Genomic DNA, 16,465 nt, shown 5'->3' with positions numbered 1-16,465 from the left:
AAAACTAGGATTTTCACATGAAAGTAACCGTTTTTGGTATTGGCTATGTGGGTCTGGTGCAGGCCGCCGTACTGGCTGAAGTTGGCCATGAGGTTATGTGTATTGACGTCGACGAGCGAAAAGTCGAAAACCTGAAAAAAGGGAATATCCCGATTTTTGAACCGGGCCTGACGCCGCTGGTACAGCAAAACTACGAGGCCGGCCGCCTGCATTTCACCACCGATGCCAGGGCGGGCGTGGCGCACGGCAACATTCAGTTCATCGCCGTTGGCACGCCACCGGATGAAGACGGTTCCGCCGACCTGAAATACGTTACCGCGGTTGCGCGCACCATCGCCGAGTACATGACCGAACCTAAAGTCGTGATCGACAAATCCACCGTGCCGGTCGGCACGGCGGACAAGGTGCGTCAGGTGATGAGCGAAACGCTGGCGAAGCGTGGCAGCAACGTATCATTCGACGTGGTCTCCAACCCGGAGTTCCTGAAGGAGGGCGCGGCGGTAGCGGACTGCATGCGCCCTGAGCGTATCGTGATCGGCACCGACAATAAAGAGGTGATCGAACCTATTCGCGAACTGTACGAACCGTTTAACCGCAATCACGATCGCATGATCATGATGGATATTCGCAGTGCGGAGCTGACCAAATATGCCGCTAACTGCATGCTGGCGACCAAGATCAGTTTCATGAACGAAATGTCCAACCTGGCGGAAATGTTGGGGGCGGACATCGAGAAAGTGCGTCAGGGTATCGGTTCCGACTCGCGTATCGGTTATCACTTCATCTACCCTGGCTGCGGCTACGGCGGTTCCTGCTTCCCGAAAGACGTACAGGCACTGATTCGCACGGCGGAGCAGATCGGTTACCAACCGAAGCTGCTGCAGGCGGTGGAGCAGGTGAACTATAAGCAGAAAGATAAGCTAAACAGCTTTATCAACGACTACTTCGGCGGCGATCTGAAAGGCAAAACCTTTGCGCTGTGGGGGCTGGCGTTCAAGCCGAATACCGATGATATGCGCGAGGCGTCCAGCCGCGTGCTGATGGAGCACCTGTGGGCCGCGGGCGCAACCGTGCAGGCTTACGATCCGGAAGCGATGAACGAAGTTCAGCGCATTTACGGCCAGCGGGACGATTTGAAGCTGATGGGCACCAAGGAGGCCGCGCTGCACGGTGCCGATGCGCTGGTGATTTGTACCGAATGGCAGAATTTCCGTGCTCCGGATTTCGACGTGATCAAGAGTGCGTTGAAACAGCCGGTGATCTTCGATGGGCGTAACCTGTACGATCCGGAGCGTTTGGAAAATCGCGGTTTTACCTACTATGCGATTGGCCGTGGTGCTTCGATTAAGCCGGTTATTTAAGGAGTGAGCATGAAATTCCTGGTTACAGGCGCCGCAGGGTTTATTGGCTATCACGTTGCAGAACGTTTATTGGCTGCCGGTCATCAGGTTGTCGGCATTGATAACCTGAATGATTATTATGACGTAAGTCTGAAAGCAGCCCGTCTTGATATGCTGGCGGACAAGCCAGGATTTCGCTTTATCAAACTGAATTTGGCCGATCGTGAAGGTATGGCGGCGCTGTTTGCCGAGCATCACTTTCAGCGGGTCATTCATTTGGGGGCTCAAGCCGGTGTTCGTTATTCGCTGGTCAATCCGTTGGCTTATGCGGACGCTAACCTGATCGGCCATTTAAACGTTCTGGAAGGCTGCCGTCATAACAAAGTCGAACATTTGCTATACGCTTCTTCCAGCTCGGTATATGGCCTGAACCGCAAGCTGCCGTTTGCCACCGAAGATTCTGTCGATCACCCGGTGTCGTTGTACGCAGCAACCAAAAAAGCCAATGAGCTGATGTCACACAGCTATTCCCATTTATACGGCCTCCCGACAACCGGGCTGCGGTTCTTTACCGTATATGGCCCTTGGGGGCGTCCGGATATGGCGCTGTTCAAGTTTACCAAGGCCATATTGGCTGGGGAGAGCATCGACGTATATAACCATGGCGAAATGCACCGCGATTTTACTTACATCGATGATATCGCCGAGGCGATAGTGCGTTTGCAGGCGGTTATTCCGCAGGCAGATCCGTCATGGACCGTTGAGCAGGGATCGCCGGCGGCCAGTTCTGCCCCATACCATGTATATAATATCGGCAATAGCACTCCCGTTAAGCTGATGGAATATATCACTGCGCTGGAGCAGGCATTGGGAGTGACTGCCCGTAAAAATATGCTGCCGATGCAGCCTGGCGACGTGATGGATACCAGCGCGGATACGCAAGAGCTTTATCGTGACATTGGTTTTAAACCGGCAACCAGCGTTGAAGAGGGTGTGAAACGCTTCGTTGACTGGTATAAGGCATTCTACCGGGTTCAATAATTTAACGTGGAAATGCGATAAAGGGGACCTCAAGGTCCCTTTTTTACTGCCATTTCATGTGCGAATGGAAAAGCGAATTAGGATATTTACTAAAAGAAAGGCGACTCGGGGCCAGGCCTATGGCCTTCAAAAATGAAAAGGCCCCCCGCAGGGAGCCTTTCAGATACGAACGGTGTCGCTATTACAGCAGGAAATCGTCCAGAGATTTGCCTTGCTCTTCGATAGCTTTCTTAATCACCGCAGGAGTACGGCCTTGGCCGGTCCAGGTTTTCAGTTCGCCGTTTTCGTCTTTATATTGGTATTTGGCAGGGCGTGCTGCGCGTTTTGCTTTGCCGGCAGCCTTGTTGGCAGCCATGGTTTGCAGCAGTTCATTCGGATCGATACCGTCAGCAATCAGCATTTCGCGATATTGCTGTAATTTACGAGTGCGTTCTTCGATTTCCGCTTGAGCCTGGCTGTCTTCTTCGCGACGTTCGTTCACAACAACTTCCAGTTTCTCGAGCATTTCTTCCAGCGTTTCCAGCGTGCATTCTCTTGCCTGGGCGCGCAGAGTGCGGATGTTGTTCAAAATCTTTAATGCTTCGCTCATTGTCCTAGTCTCAAATTATATTGGTGGGGGGCGTCTCGATAATAATAGAGTGCTATTTTCTTTTCTGCAATAGCCAAATTGGCTTGAATACTCAAATTTACCTTTAAAGAAACCGTTAATCGGATCAGTCCGACTATTAATAGGAAGGGCTGTTAACTATTACCCTCATCTTGCTTAAGTCAAAATTTCAGCAGACGTGCTTTAAACGGTACGTGCCGCAAGGCTTTCATCGATAAGTTATCGTCGTAATTTATATCAATATTACAATGAGTTCTGTGGGCTTAATCACGCCATGGCACGGCAGACATTGTAAACATTAGGGGTATATAGGTAAAGATCGCGTCAGGAAACGTCGGCCGAATCGGCCAAGGTGATTAAATGCCCGATATTGGCCGCACGTATAATAGACCGAGGTTACGCCGCGGCTGCAGCGTCCGGCGGTGGCTAAAGGCCGGGGCACATTAATGGGCAAATGTTCGGGCTTAACCATTAGCAAGAATTAATAGTGATGACTGGCATACATTATCCTGTAAATAGCTGTAAAAAGAACGGGCTGGCAGAACGATATGTTTCGCTTGAAAGCGCATTATTACGACGAACGCAATATTCGCCCGCTTTGGGCTGAGCCGGCGCGTGGCTTATGGTACACTTACCGTTCTAATCATCATTTGAATATTTCTTATACCATTGGAGTTGCGGGGCCATGGCTCAACTTTATTTTTATTACTCTGCGATGAATGCCGGCAAGTCCACCGCGCTGCTACAGTCTTCATATAACTACCAGGAGCGAGGCATGCGCACGCTGGTGTTCACCGCAGAGATCGATCACCGCTTTGGCGTAGGTAAAGTCAGCTCGCGCATCGGTTTGTCCTCGCAGGCTCAGCTTTATAACAACGACTCGATGCTGTATGCCATGATTCAGCAAGAGCATCAACAGCAGCCGGTGCATTGCGTGCTGCTGGATGAAAGCCAGTTCCTGACCAAGGCGCAGGTTGAGCAATTGTGCGACGTGGTGGACCAGCTGGATATTCCCGTATTGTGCTATGGTCTGCGCACCGATTTCCTCGGCGAATTGTTTACCGGCAGCCAATATTTGCTGGCCTGGGCCGACAAGCTGGTGGAGTTAAAAACCATCTGCCACTGCGGACGCAAAGCCAATATGGTGCTGCGGTTGGATGAGAACGGTAAAGCGATGCATGCCGGTGAACAGGTGGTGATTGGCGGTAACGAGAGCTATGTCTCCGTCTGCCGCAAGCATTATAAAGAGGCGATTCATGCCCTGGAGTAGGGGAAAAACGCCGCCAGAGCCCGCTGAGGCGCTTTGGTGGCGTGAATCGAAATACAGCGCCTCAGGCGCAATAAAAAACCCGCCGTTTGGCGGGTTTTTTTATCGGTTCACGGAACCGTTATTTCTTGGACTTCTTTACCGCGGCTTTGGCGGCAGCCGGAGCCGCTGCTTCCTCTTCTACCGCTTCACTGAATTCGCGGCCGTAGAAGGTATCCAGCATGATTTGCTTCAGTTCGGCAATCAGCGGATAGCGTGGGTTGGCGCCGGTGCATTGGTCGTCGAACGCGTCTTCCGACAGTTTGTCGACTTTCGCCAGGAAGTCCGCTTCCTGCACGCCCGCCTCACGGATGGAGGTTGGGATGCCCAACTCGGTTTTCAGCTCGTCCAGCCAGGCCAGCAGCTTCTCAATCTTCTGCGCGGTACGGTCGCCCGGTGCGCTCAGGCCGAGGTGGTCGGCGATTTCAGCGTAGCGGCGGCGCGCCTGAGGGCGGTCGTACTGGCTGAAGGCCGTCTGCTTGGTCGGGTTGTCGTTCGCGTTGTAGCGAATGACGTTGGAAATCAGCATCGCGTTGGCCAGGCCGTGCGGAATGTGGAACTCCGAACCCAGCTTGTGCGCCATGGAGTGACAAACCCCGAGGAAGGCGTTGGCGAAGGCGATACCGGCGATGGTGGCGGCGTTGTGCACGCGTTCACGGGCAACCGGGTTCTTCGCGCCTTCCTTATAGCTGGCCGGCAGATACTCTTTCAACAGTTTCAGCGCTTGCAACGCCTGGCCGTCGGAGTATTCGTTCGCCAGCACCGAAACGTAGGCTTCCAGCGCGTGGGTGACCGCATCCAGACCGCCGAAGGCGCACAGGGATTTCGGCATGTTCATTACCAGGTTGGCGTCGACAATCGCCATGTCCGGGGTCAGCGCATAGTCGGCCAGCGGGTATTTCTGTCCGGTGGTGTCGTCGGTCACGACCGCGAACGGCGTGACTTCCGAACCGGTGCCTGAAGTGGTGGTGATGGCGATCATTTTCGCTTTCACGCCCATTTTCGGGAACTTGTAGATACGCTTGCGGATGTCCATGAAGCGCAGCGCCAGATCCTCGAAGTGGGTTTCAGGATGTTCGTACAGCACCCACATGATTTTCGCGGCGTCCATCGGCGAGCCGCCGCCCAGCGCGATGATGACGTCCGGTTTAAAGGAGTTCATCTGCTCGGCGCCTTTACGCACGATGCTCAGCGTCGGATCGGCTTCCACTTCGAAGAACACTTCGGTTTCGATGCCGTGTGACTTCAGAACCTTGGTGATCTGGTCGGCATAGCCGTTGTTGAACAGGAAACGGTCGGTCACGATGAAGGCGCGTTTTGCCCCGTCGGTCGCCACTTCTTCCAGCGCGATAGGCAGCGAGCCACGGCGGAAGTAGATCGATTTCGGAAGTTTATGCCACAACATGTTTTCTGCTCGCTTCGCTACAGTTTTCTTGTTGATCAGGTGTTTGGGGCCGACGTTTTCAGAGATGGAGTTACCACCCCAGGAACCGCAACCCAGCGTCAGCGAAGGCGCGAGTTTGAAGTTATACAGGTCGCCGATACCGCCCTGAGAAGCCGGGGTGTTGATCAGGATGCGAGCCGTTTTCATTTTATCGCCGAAGTAGGCGATGCGAGCCGTTTGGTTATCCTGGTCGGTGTAGAGGCAGGAGGTGTGGCCGATGCCGCCCATGGCGACCAGTTTTTCGGCTTTGGCGACGGCGTCTTCGAAGTCTTTGGCACGGTACATCGCCAGGGTAGGCGACAGTTTTTCATGTGCGAAAGGTTCGGATTCGTCGACCAGCTTCACTTCGCCGATCAGCACTTTGGTGTTGGCCGGTACTTTGATGCCCGCCATTTCGGCGATTTTCGGTGCGGATTGCCCCACGATGGCCGCGTTAAGACCGCCGTTTTTCAGGATGATGTCCTGTACCGCTTTCAGCTCTTTGCCCTGCAGCAGGTAGCCGCCGTGGGAGGCGAAGCGTTCGCGTACCGCATCATAGATGGAGTCAACGACGATGACCGACTGTTCGGAAGCGCAGATAACGCCGCTGTCGAAGGTTTTGGACATCAGGATAGACGCGACCACGCGCTTGATGTCTGCGGTTTCGTCTACCACCACCGGCGTATTACCCGCGCCGACGCCGATTGCCGGTTTGCCGGAGCTGTAGGCGGCCTTCACCATCCCCGGGCCACCGGTGGCCAGGATCAGGTTGATGTCAGGGTGGTGCATCAGCTGGTTGGACAGCTCGACGGTCGGCTGGTCGATCCAACCGATAATGTCTTTGGGTGCGCCGGCGGCGATAGCGGCCTGCAGCACAATATCGGCGGCTTTGTTGGTGGCATTCTTGGCGCGCGGGTGCGGCGAGAAGATGATGCCGTTACGGGTTTTCAGGCTGATCAGCGCTTTGAAGATCGCGGTGGAAGTTGGGTTGGTGGTAGGAACGATACCGCAAATCAGGCCGATAGGTTCGGCGATGGTGATGGTACCGAAGGTGTCATCTTCAGACAGGATGCCACAGGTTTTTTCATCTTTATAGGCGTTGTAGATATACTCGGAAGCGAAGTGGTTTTTGATCACTTTGTCTTCGACGATACCCATTCCGGATTCTTCCACGGCCATTTTGGCCAACGGGATACGGGCATCAGCAGCGGCGAGGGCGGCAGCGCGGAAGATTTTATCCACTTGCTCTTGAGTGAAGTTGGCATATTCGCGCTGGGCTTTTTTGACACGTGCGACAAGCTCGTTCAGTTCAGCGACATTCGTTACAGCCATAATGCTCTCCTGATAATGTTAAACTCTTTCAGTAAATAAGCCGTGCGAGCCACTAGTATAGTCGTAACGGGAATAAACGGTGATTCGAAAACCGGGGTTTTCCCGCGTTATTTCTTCGCATGCTGCTGATTTGCTTAAAGAGCTTTGCCCTACGCCAACCGGAGGGGCAGGCAGTGAGGAGAACGGAACCGGCGATGTGGCCACCCACTTTGTTCTACTCCCTGACTACGACTAAGAGCTTACCCACTGTTGGGTAGTCGATTTGTGATCTAAATCATGAAAAGTGCAAGCTGACACCTTTCAGCCTGCTGATGTTGGGAATCATTCTTGATAACTGTGAGCAATGACTCTTTTTCCAACAAAAAAAATCAAAAGGCCATACATCACTTTAACAAAGGGTATTTGTTTTGTTGCATAACTGCTCGCTAGTCAAAAATGCTGCTCTGGCCGGATGGATTACCTGCGACAATTCCATTACATTAGCGCGCATAGGCAGCACACCTTTTTATAGCGATTAATGCGGAGCCATCTGTGGGCCAATCTCTGTTGGATCTTTCCGGCTTTATCAAGTTCTTTGTCGGTCTGTTCGCGCTTGTCAACCCGGTGGGCATTTTGCCGGTGTTTATCAGCATGACCAGCTACCAGGCGGAAGCGGGGCGCAATAAAACCAACCTGACCGCCAACCTGTCGGTCGCCATCATTTTGTGGACGTCGCTGTTCCTGGGCGAAGGGATCTTGCGGATGTTCGGCATCTCGATCGATTCGTTCCGCATCGCCGGCGGGATTCTGGTGGTGACCATCGCCATGTCGATGATCAGCGGCAAGCTGGGGGAAGACAAACAGAACAAACAGGAGAAATCGGAGAGCGCTATTCGCGAAAGCATCGGCGTGGTGCCGCTAGCGCTGCCGTTGATGGCGGGGCCGGGGGCGATCAGTTCCACCATCGTGTGGAGTTCTCGTTATCACAACTGGCAAAACCTGCTCGGCTTTACGGTGGCGATCGCCTTGTTCGCCTTCTGCTGCTGGCTGTTGTTTCGCGCCGCGCCGCTGTTGGTGCGTTTGCTGGGGCAGACCGGCATCAACGTGATCACTCGAATCATGGGGCTGTTGCTGATGGCGCTTGGCATCGAGTTTATCGTAACCGGCATTAAGGCGATATTCCCCGGTCTGTTGTAATACCTGTTGTTTAGCCGCGCACCCTTCGCGTTAGCGCGGCTAAAATTAATTTTAAAGTTTAAATTATTTATTGGGTCGCATTATTATAGTGCACAGGATGAATAAAATTTATGCGGCTGCACTCTTATGTTGCATAAATCTCATGTTGCTGCTCAAAAAAAACGCTAAGCGTTATTTCAATCACTTTTCCTCCCCCATTTCTGCCCATTTCTCCCCGGTTAGCCGGTAACGTTGTTGTTAAATTAGTCACATCATTCTGTGGGGCTTGTCTCACTTTCATCCAGGTGTTATTAGTGATTAACCGCACATTGGCAGGTGTTTGTTCTTTGAATGATTGGATTGTTAACTGAATGTTTCTTTTTGCGGCGGTGAGATTGTGCTGCCGGTTTCAAACGAAATGGATTTTGTTTTTTTGTCTTTAAAATCATAGTGGTGAGCGCAGTTTTTCTGGGCACCTGTCTCCAGGGATGGATTGGGCTTCGTGCGATAAAAGAGAATTGCTTAACATTTTCGTAAAATTTATTGGCTATGGAATTTGGCTTCTGCTAATTTCCGAGCAACTTTCCCGTGGTCAATTAACTGAAATGTGCCACAAAAACGGGAATGATTTTTGCTGGTATCCGTTTATTTAGAATTCTTATAAACACTTCACAAATTTCGATAAGCAATGCTTGTCGGTGAAAAGGAGCCTCGATTATGCAGCAAACCCTGAAGCGTAGTTCTTTGACCTTGTTGATTAGCGGCGCGCTGGGCGTCGGCGCCGTAAATAGCAGTTTGGCGGCGGAGGTTCCGGCCGGCGTCCAATTGGCGCAGCAGCAGAATATTGTGATCAACAACGGCAGCGAAGTGGCTTCATTGGATCCGCATAAGGTCGAGGGCGTACCAGAAAGCAATATCATCCTTAACCTGCTGGAAGGGCTGGTGAGCACCGACGCCAACGGGCATGTGGTGCCGGCGGCGGCGACAAGCTGGGAAAACCAGAATTATCAACAGTGGATCTTCCACCTGCGCCCCGGCGCGCTATGGAGCGACGGGAGCCCGGTGACCGCGCAGGACTTCGTCTACAGCTGGCAGCGTCTGGCCGATCCGAAAATCGCTTCTCCCTATGCCAGCTACCTGCAATACACCAAAGTCGAGAATATCGATGACATCCTGACCGGCAAGAAGAGCCCGCAGAGCCTCGGTATCAAGGCGTTGGACGATCAGACGCTGCAGGTGACGCTGAGCGAACCGGTGCCGTATTTCATCAGCATGCTGAGCCACACGTCGCTCAAACCGGTCAAACGGGCGGTGGTGGAGAAATTCGGCGATAAATGGACGCTGCCCGCCAATTACGTCGGCAACGGCGCTTACCGTCTGAAAGAGTGGGTGGTGAACGAGCGCATCGTGCTGGAGCGTAGCCCGAGTTACTGGAACAACACGCAGACGGTGATCAATCAGGCGACCTTCCTGCCGATTACCTCGGAAGTCAGCGACGTCAACCGCTTCCGCAGCGGTGAGATTGACATCACCAACAGCGCCATTCCGCCGTATCTGTACGTCAAAATGAAGCGCGAAATGCCCGAGCAGCTGCACGTTAACCCTTATCTGTGCACCTTCTATTACGAGCTCAATAACCAGCGGGCGCCGTTCACCGATCCGCGCGTGCGTACGGCGGTGAAGATGACGCTGGATCGCGACATTATCGCCAATAAGATCATGGGCCAGGGGCAAATCCCGGCCTACAGCTTCACGCCAACCTTCACGGGAGGCGCCAGCTTCACGCCGCCGGCCTGGGCCGGCTGGAGCCAGGAGCAACGCAACGCCGAAGCCAGGAAACTGCTGGCGGAAGCGGGCTACAGCGACGCCAAGCCGCTGAAGTTCTCGCTGCTGTACAACACCTCCGATCAAAACAAACAGCAGGCGATCGCCGCCGCGTCGATGTGGAAGAAGAACCTGGGCGCCGAGGTCACGCTGCGCAACCAGGAATGGAAAACGTCGCTGGAGAGCCGCCATCAGGGGCAATACGACGTGGCGCGTGCCACCTGGTGCGGGGATTACAACGAACCCAGCGCGTTCCTGAACCTGGTCCTGTCCAACAGCAGCATCAATACCGTGTTCTACAAGAGCCCGGCGTTCGACGCCATCATGGCCGCCACGCTGAAGGCGCCGGATGAGGCCGCGCGCGCTGCGCTCTATCAGCAGGCGGAAACGCAACTGGACACAGACTCCGCGTTGGTCCCGGTTTATTACCGCGTCAGTGCGCGGTTGATCAAGCCGACGGTGGGCGGGTTCACCGGCAAAGATCCGCTGGACTATACCGACGTTAAAAATCTGTACATTATCAAGCAGTAAAAGGGGTATTCCTCACGCCGAACCGCTGAGGGATATAGGGAAGGCCGGCCGCCGCATTCGTTCCGCGGCGGCGGGAAAACAGAGTCCGCTTACGGGCAACGCAGGCTCCACGAAGAGCCTGTGATAATAAAAACTGGAGTCGATACGTATGACCAACATCACGAAGAAAACGCTCATTGCCGCCGGCGTCATCGCCGCGTTGGGTATCACAGCAACCGCCAGCGCTTTCGCCGCTGACGTCCCGGCGGGCGTGCAGCTGGCCGACAAGCAAGAACTTGTCAAAAACAACGGTTCCGAAGTGCAGTCGCTGGATCCGCATAAAATCGAGGGCGTACCGGAAAATAACGTCACGCGCGATCTGATGGAAGGCCTGGCGAACAACAGCCCGAACGGCTCCATCGTGCCGGGTGTCGCGGAAAGCTGGGATAACAAGGATTTCAAAGTCTGGACCTTCCACCTGCGTAAAGACGCCAAATGGTCCAACGGCAAGCCGGTGACGGCGCAAGATTTCGTCTACAGCTGGCAGCGCGTGGTGGATCCGAAAACCGCATCGCCTTACGCCAGCTACCTGCAATACGCCCATGTGGAAAACGTCGATGACATCATCGCCGGTAAAAAAGACAAGTCGACGCTGGGCGTGAAGGCCATCGACGACCACACTTTCCAGGTGACCCTGAGCGAGCCAGTGCCTTATCTGGTTGAAATGACCCCGCACTACGCCATGAAGCCGGTCTACAAGGACGCGGTGGAGAAGTTTGGCGAGAAGTGGACCCTGCCGGCCAACTACGTCAGCAACGGCGCATACAAACTGAAAGACTGGATTGTCAACGAACGCATCGTACTGGAACGCAACCCGGAATATTGGGATAACGCCAAAACCATCATCAATAAAGTGACGTTCCTGCCTATTTCTTCGGAAGTGACCGACGTTAACCGCTATCGCACCGGTGAAATCGACATGACCTATAACAACATGCCGATCGAACTGTTCCAGAAGCTGAAGAAAGAGATCCCGAAAGAGGTGCACGTTGATCCTTATCTGTGTACCTATTACTACGAAATCAACAACCAGAAGGCGCCGTTCACCGATGCTCGCGTGCGTGAAGCGCTGAAGCTGGGCATGGATCGCGACATCATCGTCAACAAGGTGAAAAACCAGGGCGACCTGCCGGCCTACAGCTTTACGCCGCCATACACCGACGGCGCCAAGCTGACTCCGCCGGAGTGGTTCGGCTGGACGCAGGAAAAACGCAACGAAGTGGCGAAGAAACTGCTGGCCGACGCCGGCTACGGCCCGGGGAAACCGCTGACCTTCTCCCTGTTGTACAACACCTCCGATCTGCACAAGAAGCTGGCGATCGCCGCCGCCTCCATCTGGAAGAAAAACCTGGGCGTGGACGTGAAGCTGGTGAACCAGGAGTGGAAAACCTTCCTGGATACCCGCCATCAGGGCACCTATGACGTGGCGCGCGCCGGCTGGTGTGCCGACTACAACGAGCCGAGCTCGTTCCTGAACATGATGCTGTCGGACAGCAGCAGTAACACCCCGCACTACAAGAGCGCCGAGTTCGATAAGTTGATGGCCAACGTGTTGACCGCGAAGACCAAAGACGAGCGCGCCGATCTGTATCAGAAAGCGGAAGTTCAGCTGGATAAAGATTCCGCCATCGTTCCGCTGTATTACTATGTGAACGCCCGTTTGGTAAAACCTTACGTCGGTGGTTACACCGGCAAAGACCCGCTTGATAACGTGTACGACAAAAACCTGTACATCATCAAGCATTGATACGGTAAGAGCCGGCGGCGCAGGCCGCCGGCCCATGCTGAGAATAATAAGCCGTCATCAGGCTGTCGCACAGGGTTAGGGCAATGCTTAAATTTATACTTCGTCGCTTGTTGGAAGCGATCCCGACACTATTTATCCTTATCACCATTTCATTCTTCATGATGCGCCTGGCGCCCGGCAGCCCATTTACCGGGGAACGCGCTTTGCCGCCGGAAGTCATGGCGAATATCGAAGCCAAATATCATTTGAACGATCCGATCTGGAAACAGTACGGTCATTATCTGGCGCAGCTTGCGCAGGGAGACTTCGGCCCGTCCTTTAAATACAAGGATTACTCGGTCAACGATCTGGTGGCGGCCTCTTTTCCGGTGTCCGCCAAGCTCGGTCTGGCCGCGTTTCTGCTGGCGGTGGTGCTGGGCGTGACCGCCGGCGTGATCGCCGCGTTGAATCAGAACACCAAATGGGACTACACGGTAATGGGGTTCGCCATGACCGGGGTGGTGATACCCAGTTTCGTGGTGGCGCCGCTGTTGGTGCTGATCTTCGCCATCACGCTGAAATGGCTGCCTGGCGGCGGCTGGAATGGCGGCGCGCCTAAATTCATGATCCTGCCGATGGTGGCGCTGTCGCTGGCCTATATCGCCAGTATCTCCCGCATCACGCGCGGCTCGATGATTGAAGTGCTGCACTCCAATTTCATCCGCACCGCGCGCGCCAAAGGCTTGCCGATGCGCCGCATCATATTCCGCCATGCGCTGAAGCCGGCGCTGCTGCCGGTGCTGTCCTACATGGGCCCGGCGTTCGTCGGCATCATCACCGGTTCGATGGTGATCGAAACCATCTACGGTCTGCCGGGGATCGGCCAGCTGTTCGTTAACGGCGCGCTGAACCGCGACTACTCCCTGGTGCTGAGCCTGACCATTCTGGTGGGCGCTCTGACCATTCTGTTCAACGCGATCGTCGATGTGCTGTATGCGGTCATCGATCCGAAAATCCGTTATTAATCTGGAGCACGCGAATGATGTTGACTAAAAAGAACAGCGAAGCTCTGGAAAACTTCAGCGAAAAGCTGGAAGTGGAAGGGCGCAGCCTGTGGCAGGACGCGCGTCGGCGCTTTATGCACAACCGCGCGGCGGTCAGCAGCCTGTTCGTGCTGGCGCTGATCACGCTGTTTGTGGTGCTGGCGCCGATGCTGTCGCAGTTTGCCTACGACGATACCGACTGGGCGATGATGTCCGCCGCCCCGAGCGTAGAGTCGGGGCACTATTTCGGCACCGACTCCTCCGGGCGCGATCTGCTGGTGCGCGTGGCGATCGGCGGGCGCATCTCGCTGATGGTCGGCGTGGCGGCGGCGCTAGTGGCGGTGATCGTCGGCACCCTTTACGGCGCAATGTCCGGTTATCTGGGCGGCAAGGTTGACTCGGTGATGATGCGCCTGCTGGAGATCCTCAACTCCTTCCCGTTCATGTTCTTTGTGATCCTGCTGGTGACCTTCTTCGGCCAGAACATCCTGTTGATCTTCGTGGCGATCGGCATGGTGTCGTGGCTGGATATGGCGCGTATCGTGCGCGGCCAAACTCTCGGTCTGAAGCGTAAGGAGTTCATCGAAGCGGCGCTGGTGTGCGGCGTCTCCACACGCAATATCGTGCTGCGGCATATCGTGCCGAACGTGCTCGGTGTGGTGGTGGTGTACGCGTCGCTGCTGGTGCCGAGCATGATCCTGTTCGAATCCTTCCTCAGCTTCCTGGGGCTGGGCACGCAGGAGCCGCTCAGCAGCTGGGGCGCATTGCTCAGCGACGGCGCCAACTCAATGGAAGTTTCACCGTGGTTGCTGCTGTTCCCGGCGGGTTTCCTGGTTGTCACTCTGTTCTGTTTCAACTTTATCGGCGATGGCCTGCGTGACGCCCTCGACCCGAAAGATCGTTAAGGAGTGCAATCATGAGCACCATTGAACATCCTCAACTGCAAACCGGCGCCGGCGTCAAGACGTCGCCGCTGCTGGACGTGAAAGACCTGCGCGTCACGTTCTCCACCCCGGACGGCGACGTGACGGCGGTGAACGATCTAAACTTCGACCTGCGCGCCGGCGAAACGCTGGGCATCGTCGGTGAGTCCGGCTCCGGTAAATCGCAGACCGCGTTCGCTCTGATGGGGCTGCTGGCCAGCAATGGCCGCATCGGCGGTTCGGCTAAATTCAACGGCCGTGAAATTCTCAACCTGCCGGAAAGTCAGCTCAACAAGCTGCGGGCCGAGGAGATCTCGATGATCTTCCAGGACCCGATGACCTCGCTCAACCCTTATATGCGCGTTGGCGAACAGCTGATGGAAGTGCTGATGCTGCATAAGAAAATGAGCAAAAGCGAAGCCTTCGAAGAGTCGGTACGCATGCTCGACGCGGTGAAAATGCCGGAAGCGCGCAAGCGCATGCGCATGTATCCGCACGAGTTTTCCGGTGGCATGCGCCAGCGCGTGATGATCGCCATGGCGCTGCTGTGTCGGCCGAAGCTGTTGATCGCCGACGAGCCGACCACCGCGCTGGACGTGACCGTCCAGGCGCAGATCATGACGCTGCTCAACGAGCTGAAGCGCGAGTTCAACACCGCCATCATCATGATCACCCACGACCTGGGGGTGGTGGCCGGCATCTGCAACAAGGTGTTGGTGATGTACGCCGGCCGCACTATGGAATACGGCAGCGCGCGCGAGGTGTTCTACCAGCCGAGCCACCCGTACTCTATCGGCCTGCTGAACGCGGTGCCGCGTCTCGACGCCGAAGGCGAAGCGTTGCTGACCATTCCCGGCAACCCGCCAAACCTGCTGCGGTTGCCGAAAGGCTGCCCGTTCCAGCCGCGCTGTCCGTACGCCATGGAGCAGTGCGCGAGCGCTCCGCCGTTGGAGCAATTTGGGGAAGGGCGCCTGCGCGCCTGCTTTAAACCGGTGGAGGCGTTGGTATGACAGCGGTAACCGACAAGAAAGTGCTGCTCGAAGTGGCCGATCTGAAAGTGCACTTCGACATTCATGACGACAAACAGTGGTTCTGGCAGCCGCCGAAAACCCTGAAAGCGGTCGATGGCGTCACGCTGCGGCTGTTCGAGGGGGAAACCCTGGGCGTGGTCGGCGAGTCCGGCTGCGGCAAATCCACCTTCGCGCGCGCCCTCATCGGCTTGGTGAAAGCCACCAGCGGGCGCGTCGCCTGGCTGGGCAAAGATCTGCTGGGCATGAGTGATGCCGACTGGCGCAAAACCCGCAGCGATATCCAGATGATCTTCCAGGATCCGCTGGCTTCGCTCAACCCGCGCATGACCATCGGCGAGATCATCGCCGAGCCGCTGCGCACCTACTACCCGAAAATGCCGCGTCAGGAAGTGAAGGACAAGGTCAAGGCCATGATGCTGAAGGTCGGTCTGCTGCCTAACCTGATCAACCGCTACCCGCACGAGTTCTCCGGCGGCCAGTGCCAGCGTATCGGCATCGCGCGCGCGCTGATCCTCGAGCCGAAGCTGGTGATCTGCGACGAGCCGGTCTCCGCGCTGGACGTGTCGATTCAGGCGCAGGTGGTGAACCTGTTGCAGCAGCTGCAGCGCGAAATGGGCCTGTCATTGATCTTTATCGCTCACGATTTGGCGGTGGTGAAACACATCTCCGATCGCGTGCTGGTGATGTACCTGGGCCATGCGGTGGAGCTGGGCACCTATGACGAGGTGTACCACAACCCCCAGCATCCTTACACCAAGGCGCTGATGTCGGCGGTGCCGATCCCGGATCCGGACAAGGAGAAGGAAAAGCAGATCCAGCTGCTGGAAGGGGAGCTGCCTTCGCCGATCAACCCGCCTTCCGGCTGCGTGTTCCGCACCCGCTGCCCGATCGCCGGGCCGGAGTGCGCCAAGACGCGTCCGCTGCTGGAGGGCAGTTTCCGTCATGCGGTGTCCTGCCTGAAGGTCGATCCGCTGTAATGCGCCGCTAGCCGGCAACAAAAAGCCCCGCTGAATGAGCGTAATGCCGTTCACTTAAGCCTCACGTGACTTATAGCTGAATGGATATTTAGGCGGAACATAAAGCACCGAACGATCATATCTTCGGTGCTTTCTTTTTTCCGGCAGAATGAAGGCCTTTACGTTTT

At 55.5% G+C, this 16,465-nt stretch carries 12 protein-coding genes; 10 read left to right on the top strand and 2 right to left on the bottom strand.

What is annotated here, in order from left to right:
• Positions 1–17: 17 nt before the first annotated feature.
• Complete coding sequence (locus tag M6G53_RS13300) at positions 18–1,361, top strand: UDP-glucose dehydrogenase family protein (protein WP_253332088.1); 1,344 nt, start codon at positions 18–20, stop codon at positions 1,359–1,361.
• 9 nt (positions 1,362–1,370) lie between these two features.
• Positions 1,371–2,381, top strand: coding sequence for an NAD-dependent epimerase (locus M6G53_RS13295; RefSeq protein WP_253332086.1), 1,011 nt, complete (start codon positions 1,371–1,373; stop codon positions 2,379–2,381).
• A 181-nt stretch (positions 2,382–2,562) separates the two neighbouring features.
• Here the strand turns inward: M6G53_RS13295 and hns are convergent, their stop codons facing one another.
• Positions 2,563–2,970 carry a histone-like nucleoid-structuring protein H-NS gene (gene hns, locus M6G53_RS13290; RefSeq protein ID WP_004932170.1) on the bottom strand — a complete coding sequence of 136 codons (408 nt, stop codon included), beginning with the start codon at positions 2,968–2,970 and terminating at the stop codon, positions 2,563–2,565.
• Between the two features lie 703 nt (positions 2,971–3,673).
• Between hns and M6G53_RS13285 the strand changes: the two genes are divergently transcribed.
• On the top strand, positions 3,674–4,258 hold the full coding sequence (locus M6G53_RS13285) for a thymidine kinase (protein ID WP_253332084.1): 585 nt from the start codon (positions 3,674–3,676) through the stop codon (positions 4,256–4,258).
• A 118-nt stretch (positions 4,259–4,376) separates the two neighbouring features.
• On the opposite strand, the gene adhE is transcribed toward M6G53_RS13285, so the two are convergent.
• Positions 4,377–7,049: a bifunctional acetaldehyde-CoA/alcohol dehydrogenase gene (adhE, locus tag M6G53_RS13280; protein ID WP_142110013.1), complete on the bottom strand. Its 2,673-nt coding sequence runs from the start codon at positions 7,047–7,049 to the stop codon at positions 4,377–4,379.
• Positions 7,050–7,580: 531 nt separating this feature from the next.
• Between adhE and M6G53_RS13275 the strand changes: the two genes are divergently transcribed.
• From M6G53_RS13275 to oppF, 7 genes are all read left to right on the top strand, one after another.
• Positions 7,581–8,225, top strand: a complete 645-nt coding sequence (locus M6G53_RS13275) for a YchE family NAAT transporter (protein ID WP_253332082.1) — start codon at positions 7,581–7,583, stop codon at positions 8,223–8,225.
• Between the two features lie 696 nt (positions 8,226–8,921).
• Positions 8,922–10,559 (top strand): ABC transporter substrate-binding protein, encoded by a 1,638-nt coding sequence (locus M6G53_RS13270; protein ID WP_253332080.1) that lies wholly within the window; start codon positions 8,922–8,924, stop codon positions 10,557–10,559.
• A gap of 148 nt (positions 10,560–10,707) precedes the next feature.
• Positions 10,708–12,345 carry an oligopeptide ABC transporter substrate-binding protein OppA gene (oppA, locus tag M6G53_RS13265; protein WP_253332078.1) on the top strand — a complete coding sequence of 546 codons (1,638 nt, stop codon included), beginning with the start codon at positions 10,708–10,710 and terminating at the stop codon, positions 12,343–12,345.
• An 83-nt stretch (positions 12,346–12,428) separates the two neighbouring features.
• The gene (oppB, locus tag M6G53_RS13260) at positions 12,429–13,349 is read left to right on the top strand and encodes an oligopeptide ABC transporter permease OppB (protein WP_253332076.1); all 921 of its coding nucleotides are present in this window, start codon (positions 12,429–12,431) and stop codon (positions 13,347–13,349) included.
• 14 nt (positions 13,350–13,363) lie between these two features.
• On the top strand, positions 13,364–14,272 hold the full coding sequence (oppC, locus tag M6G53_RS13255; protein ID WP_253332074.1) for an oligopeptide ABC transporter permease OppC: 909 nt from the start codon (positions 13,364–13,366) through the stop codon (positions 14,270–14,272).
• Between the two features lie 11 nt (positions 14,273–14,283).
• Positions 14,284–15,300 (top strand): ABC transporter ATP-binding protein, encoded by a 1,017-nt coding sequence (locus tag M6G53_RS13250; protein WP_253332072.1) that lies wholly within the window; start codon positions 14,284–14,286, stop codon positions 15,298–15,300.
• Positions 15,297–16,298, top strand: a complete 1,002-nt coding sequence (gene oppF, locus M6G53_RS13245; protein ID WP_253332071.1) for a murein tripeptide/oligopeptide ABC transporter ATP binding protein OppF — start codon at positions 15,297–15,299, stop codon at positions 16,296–16,298. Before M6G53_RS13250 ends, oppF begins: the two co-directional genes overlap by 4 nt.
• Positions 16,299–16,465 lie beyond the last annotated feature (167 nt).

Origin of the sequence: Serratia nevei (genome assembly GCF_024160145.1) — a bacterium.
Lineage (GTDB): Bacteria > Pseudomonadota > Gammaproteobacteria > Enterobacterales > Enterobacteriaceae > Serratia > Serratia nevei_A.
This window is presented reverse-complemented; position numbering and strand designations above follow the sequence as displayed.